The 5,418-nt window shown below is 61.2% G+C and carries 6 protein-coding genes; 2 read left to right on the top strand and 4 right to left on the bottom strand.

The window, feature by feature from the left end:
• From ABF821_RS19690 to ABF821_RS19705, 4 genes are all read right to left on the bottom strand, one after another.
• Positions 1 to 1,664, bottom strand: a 1,664-nt coding sequence (locus ABF821_RS19690) for a recombinase family protein (protein WP_415531310.1), incomplete at its 3' end; no start/stop codon positions are given.
• A gap of 36 nt (positions 1,665 to 1,700) precedes the next feature.
• The gene (locus tag ABF821_RS19695; protein WP_415531311.1) at positions 1,701 to 2,126 is read right to left on the bottom strand and encodes a hypothetical protein; all 426 of its coding nucleotides are present in this window, start codon (positions 2,124 to 2,126) and stop codon (positions 1,701 to 1,703) included.
• A 9-nt stretch (positions 2,127 to 2,135) separates the two neighbouring features.
• Positions 2,136 to 2,390, bottom strand: a complete 255-nt coding sequence (locus tag ABF821_RS19700) for a type II toxin-antitoxin system prevent-host-death family antitoxin (protein WP_415531312.1) — start codon at positions 2,388 to 2,390, stop codon at positions 2,136 to 2,138.
• A 72-nt stretch (positions 2,391 to 2,462) separates the two neighbouring features.
• Complete coding sequence (locus ABF821_RS19705; RefSeq protein WP_180952785.1) at positions 2,463 to 2,708, bottom strand: hypothetical protein; 246 nt, start codon at positions 2,706 to 2,708, stop codon at positions 2,463 to 2,465.
• A 327-nt stretch (positions 2,709 to 3,035) separates the two neighbouring features.
• Between ABF821_RS19705 and ABF821_RS19710 the strand changes: the two genes are divergently transcribed.
• Positions 3,036 to 4,298: a cation:proton antiporter gene (locus ABF821_RS19710; protein WP_415531313.1), complete on the top strand. Its 1,263-nt coding sequence runs from the start codon at positions 3,036 to 3,038 to the stop codon at positions 4,296 to 4,298.
• A gap of 70 nt (positions 4,299 to 4,368) precedes the next feature.
• Complete coding sequence (locus ABF821_RS19715) at positions 4,369 to 4,845, top strand: DUF2840 domain-containing protein (protein WP_099347876.1); 477 nt, start codon at positions 4,369 to 4,371, stop codon at positions 4,843 to 4,845.
• Positions 4,846 to 5,418 lie beyond the last annotated feature (573 nt).

Raw genomic sequence — 5,418 nt, forward strand, 5'->3', positions numbered from 1 at the left:
AATCCTGCCCCCGCAATACCCGATACCGACACTCCCGAAGCCCTGGCTCCGGGAGTGTTCGTGTTTTTGGCCCCCTGGCCACGTGAGGCGGCGAAATCCAATAGCGTGCCCAGTTCGCCATGCAGCGTGGCGTGTATCTCGCCCCGAACCTTGCCGGGTGTGACGACGATTTTCTCGATCAGTGCCCGGATGGCCTCTGAGGCTTCCTGCCGCTCCTCGGGATGGTTCAGGGTTTCCGCCAGCCGCTCGACCTTGTGTTTGAAGATTCCGGCAACGTTGGGATGGATATCCGGCACGTCCTGGGGCTGGGCAGCGAGCAGGGCGACCAGTTCATCCTCTCGGGTCTCCATCTCGCGCATGCGCTCGACCATGCCGCGTGTATAGCCGCCATCCTCGATCACCTGGAGCATCTGTTTCAGCCCCTTGCGCAGTTTCGTCAGTTCCGTCTGCCAGCCCGCCGTACTGGCGCGACGCTCATGGTTGGCGCGATTGGTTTCCTCGACATAGGCGCGCATCGCCTCCGCCGCCGCTTCGGGCGTCATCAGTCGGTCCTTGAGACCCGACAGCATGCGGTCTTCCAGTTCCGGACGGCGGATGGTGGTTTTGTTGGTGCAGGAGCGGTTGTCCATATGGGTGGAGCAGGCGAAGCGGTCGCCGCCCCGGATCGAGCAGGGACCGCCGCACACGCCACAGAACACCAGACCGGAGAGCAGGGATTTCGGGCGGCGCTGGCCATTGAGGCGATTGTTGGAGGCGCGGATACCGGCGCTGATGTTCACGCTCTTTTCCGCGATCAGTGCCTGCTGGGCACGGACGGCTTGCCAGAGATCATCGTCCATGATCCGTAGATCCGGAACCTCGGTGACGATCCACTCTGATTGCGGGTTCAGTCGCGAGACGCGCTTGCCCGTCTGCGGGTCTTTCAGATAGCGCAGGCGGTTCCAGACCAGCCGACCGATATAAAGCTCGTTGTTGAGGATGCCGGTGCCGCGCAGGGCGTTGCCCCGTAGGGTGGTGTTGTTCCACTTACCGCCCGTGGGGCTGGGGATGCCTTCGTCGTTCAGGCGTCCGGCGATGGAAAGCGCACTGCGTCCGGACGCAAACTCACGAAAGATGCGGCGGACGATTTCCGCCTGCGCGTCGTCGATCTCGCGTTCGCCCCGGATCAGTTCGCCCCGTGCGTCCATCTGATGCACGACACGATAACCGTAGCAGATCCCGCCGCCGGATTTGCCGGCCTCGACGCGCCCGCGCAGCCCGCGATGGGTCTTCATGGCCAGATCCTTGAGGAACAGGGCGTTCATCGTTCCTTTCAGGCCGACGTGAAGCTCGCTGATCTCGCCTTCCGCCACGGTGACGATCTGCACTCCCGCGAATTGCAGGCGCTTGAACAGGGTGGCGACGTCGGCCTGATCGCGGGAAACGCGATCGAGCGCCTCAGCCAGCACAATATCGAATTGTCCGGCCTGGGCGTCGCGCAGCAGGGTCTGGATGCCGGGGCGCAGGATCATGCTGGCCCCGGAGATCGCCGCGTCGCGGTAGGTATCCACCACCCGCCAGCCCTCGCGCGTGGCGCGCTCTTCACAGAGCCGGAACTGGTCCTCGATCGAAGCCGCCCGCTGGTTGTCCGAGGAATAGCGGGCATAGAGCGCGACACGGGTCATGACTTTACTTCCTTTATCCTTATAGGTTCTCCATGCTCAGCGACGCACGGCGGCGCTTTTCTTCTGTCGGGCGAGGGCCACGAACTCCGCCTTGATCCGGGTGAACAGGCCCGGAGGAATGAAGCCGTAAGCGAAAACACCCGCTTTGCCGGGGACCGGCGACACGCCGCTGCTCGGCCATTCATCGACGTTGTGCTCCGAGACGATGACCCAGCTTGGGACATCATCCAGTCCGATCGCCGCCTTGACCTTCGCCGGTATCTCGATCCCGACCGTATCGCCGGAAGGCGGCGTGTGGGTGATGGGCAGAAACACGACATAGCGGGGCCGCAGCATACTGTCGCTGGCCGCGACGAGGCAGGCGGGACGATCCTTGCCTTGGTCCTGTCCCCGCGTGGCCTCATGCGTCCACAGATAGTCGTAACGGACCACGAGGCCGGGTTTGGGTTCGGGAAACGACACGGACGGCCCTTATTTCAGCAACTCGTCGAGATGCGCGTGTTCGGGGTCCATGTCGGCGCGCTCCACGGCGGCCAGCACCACGTCGGACACGTCCTCCGTCCGGTGGCTTCGCTGGGCCGCCGCGCGGAGCCAGTCATAATGATCTGCGGACAACAGCACATATTCGCGGCGGCCATGGCGGGTGATCTCGACCGGCTCGCGCTGGGCCTGATGTTGGAATTCGCCGAATTTGCGCTGGAATTCGAGGGCGCCGACGGTAGGCATGAGCGGGGTATCCTATTGGTGGAATGGCAATGCCCAAATTATACGTATAATACCTCTTTCTCAAGGATAATCTCACTCCTCCCGCTCCGGCCTGGCTTTGCTGGCGGGATCGTTGTCATTGGCGATCTGGTCCAACCGCCGCTCGAATTCCTCGCGGGCGATCTGTCGCCCCAGCAGGCGCGCCAGGACGAGGATCAGTGCGTCCGTTCGCGCCTTCATGGCCGGATTGGGAGGAATGGATTGGATATTGCTGCCGGGTTCGTTATCGTTGACCGGAGAATTCGGTCCGGCGTTCGATATGCGGTTTTCGTCCGTCATCGTCCTGCCCTTTCCGTCTGGAGAGGACAGCAGCATCACGCGCTAAGAAACGCCGTGCAACCGGAAAAATATAGCCACTTCAATGGGTTGTCGGTGTGTGTCGGTTGCTGCGTACTGGGGCGTAGTCAGGCGTACGGCGTTTTGTTCGCAAAATGAGAAATCACAAATTGGTGAATGGTTGGTTTGAAGTTACGACTCGCTGACTGGGTGACGACGGCGCCTTCCGCCTTCGCTTCTGCCATTCATCGACCCGTCGAACTCTCCCGGTAGCGGGCCATTTTCCGGTTTTTCTTGACGCAAAGCGCCTCAGCGGCCAGCGGTGAGGACATGGATACGATCAGCCTCTTTGCCCTGCTGCTGAGCTTCTCGGCAGGCTTCAGCATTCTCAATCACCATACGCTCCGCGTTCCAGTCACAATTGGCGTGCTTGTCTTCTCGTTGCTGACATCGCTGCTGGTCATGATCCTGAATCCGCTGATTCCGGCTTATGATCTTCTGGCCCTTCCGCGATCTGTGCTCGGCGCCATCAATTTGCCTGCTGCACTTCTGAATGGTGCGCTATCGCTTCTTCTGTTTGCCGGAGCCATGCAGGTCGATGTCGGGCATCTGCGCGCCAGGCTGGCATCGGTAACGGCTCTTTCCATTATGGGAACCGTTCTGGCCGTCGCTTTTCTTGCGATCACGGCGTGGTACGTCTTTCCCATTCTGGGCCACGCCATTCCCTTCGCATGGTGCATCGTGCTGGGTGCCATCCTCGCACCCACTGACCCGGTTTCGGTCGTAGGCATGCTGAAGCGTCTAGGCCTGCCGGGGCCGCTTCAGGCCGTTTTCGCTGGCGAGAGTCTGTTCAACGACGGCGTAGGGGTTGTCATTTTCGGTGTGACGATCGGACTGGCGACCGGAGACAGTCAGGGCGTAACTGCCTCGGAGATCGCGTTCAGCTTCTGTCGTGAGGCAGTTGGTGGTGGTCTGTTGGGTGCACTGACCGGATGGATCGCGCTTCGTGTGCTCAAGGCGCAGCGGGATCCGCATATTGATCTGCTGACGTCGCTGGCACTTGCGACCGGGACCTTCAGCATAGCTAACCAGCTTAGCATGTCAGGCGCGATCGCTGTCGTCGTGGCTGGTCTTTGTTTCGGAACACGTTACAGCCACTCCATTTTCGATGAAGCCTCACGCAAGGAACTCGACATCGCCTGGAACCTCATCGACGAGGTACTGAACGTCCTGCTGTTCATGCTCATCGGCTTTGAAATTCTGGAAATCACGCCGCATCTGTTTACGGTTCTGGCGACGCTTGCCGTGATCCCGCTCTCCATTGCAGTACGGGCACTGACCGTGCTGTTCTCGACCCTTCCGGTCCATCTCCGGCAATGGGAACGGGGCCGTGTTCTTGGCATCCTGACCTGGGGCGGCCTGCGTGGGGGCATCTCGGTCTCACTGGCGCTAGGTCTACCGCCCGGAGACTTGCGCGATCTATTGCTGCCCGTCTGTTACGGTGTGGTGGTGTTCACCATCATCGTGCAGGGATTGACCATGGAACGGGTCGCCCGCCGGCTTTATCCGGCATCTCCATCCCAACCTCAATAACGCGTTCCTCCATTCTTTCAGCGGCATTCGTGCCGCCTGATGAGTAGGCCGTGAAGAGGAAACAGATGCGATGACCGACGATCCCTCCGCGCTGATCACGACGGTTGAACTGACGTGGATCGAGAAGCAGGTGGAACGCTGGCTGCGCTTCGGCCGGCCGCTCGCGGACACGATCCTCGACCGTCAGCGGCGCATGCTCAGCTTCGCGCCCGGCAGCGTGTTCGCCTTCGTTCGTTGGGCCGCAAACAAGTATGGCACAGTTGAATCGCACATCGACATCGTGCGCACGGTCGGCTCCGGCGAAGACTACCAGACCGTTCCATGCGTGCAGCCCGGCGGTGAGGTGTTGCTGCATCAGAGTTCATGGCCGCGTGTCCAGCGTGTGCTGGAAGTGATCGACGCCGTCGAGGCGCTGGACATCGACCCGACCGAGGTCAGCCCCGATTACTGGCGGCACCTGCACCATCGGCTGGAGGCGCGGCAACAGCCCGACGCCTATACCAAGGCACGGCATCGGGCATGGCTGCGTCGTCGCGCGTTGCATTGAGTGTGCTTCCCGCGTCTGGCTTACCGACGTTTGCCCGTGCCTTTCCCTTCTCTTTCCGGCCAGCTTTTCCATCCTCCTGTCGTGTTCGTTTTGTGCCGGGACAACGCGGCGCTTCGCGCCGCGAGCGGAAGGTGTCGGCTACGCTGCCGCGTCTATTTCGGCTCGCCTTTGGCGCTACTCCGGACACCATTTCGATGAACGATCCGGTGTTCAGTGACACGAGTTTTCCTGCATCCGGAACACCATTCGCATGCGGTGGACAGGCGGCCCGGATGCACGACGAACGCAGGCTGACCGATTGGTCATCGTCGCCGGAAGTGTCGCCAGTTTGACGGTCCCCAGTCATGCGCGGATGTCGTTTTGGTCGTGTCAGACGCATGGTTTTGACGTGTGTTCGGCACGCCATAAGACGCACCGAAGACAGGTCGCGGCGCAGCGTTTCGTCGTTCCGTTCGCGTGGTGTCGAGAGGCAATCTGTGGCAGGCTTTGCCAGTCCCCCCGGTCAGGCTGAAAGTGGCCATCAGATTCGGAAAAGTCGAATTCATAGGCCGAAAAGAAGAAAAAACGTGAGGG

The organism is Gluconacetobacter sp., from assembly GCF_047721585.1.
Taxonomy (GTDB): Bacteria; Pseudomonadota; Alphaproteobacteria; order Acetobacterales; family Acetobacteraceae; genus Gluconacetobacter; species Gluconacetobacter dulcium.

Excerpts from the sequence above, each read along its gene's own strand:
- ABF821_RS19700 (WP_415531312.1), bottom strand. The coding sequence starts at position 2,390 with ATGCCTACCGTCGGCGCCCTCGAATTCCAGCGCAAATTCGGCGAATTC.
- ABF821_RS19705 (WP_180952785.1), bottom strand. The coding sequence starts at position 2,708 with ATGACGGACGAAAACCGCATATCGAACGCCGGACCGAATTCTCCGGTC.
- ABF821_RS19710 (WP_415531313.1), top strand. The coding sequence starts at position 3,036 with ATGGATACGATCAGCCTCTTTGCCCTGCTGCTGAGCTTCTCGGCAGGC.
- ABF821_RS19715 (WP_099347876.1), top strand. The coding sequence starts at position 4,369 with ATGACCGACGATCCCTCCGCGCTGATCACGACGGTTGAACTGACGTGG.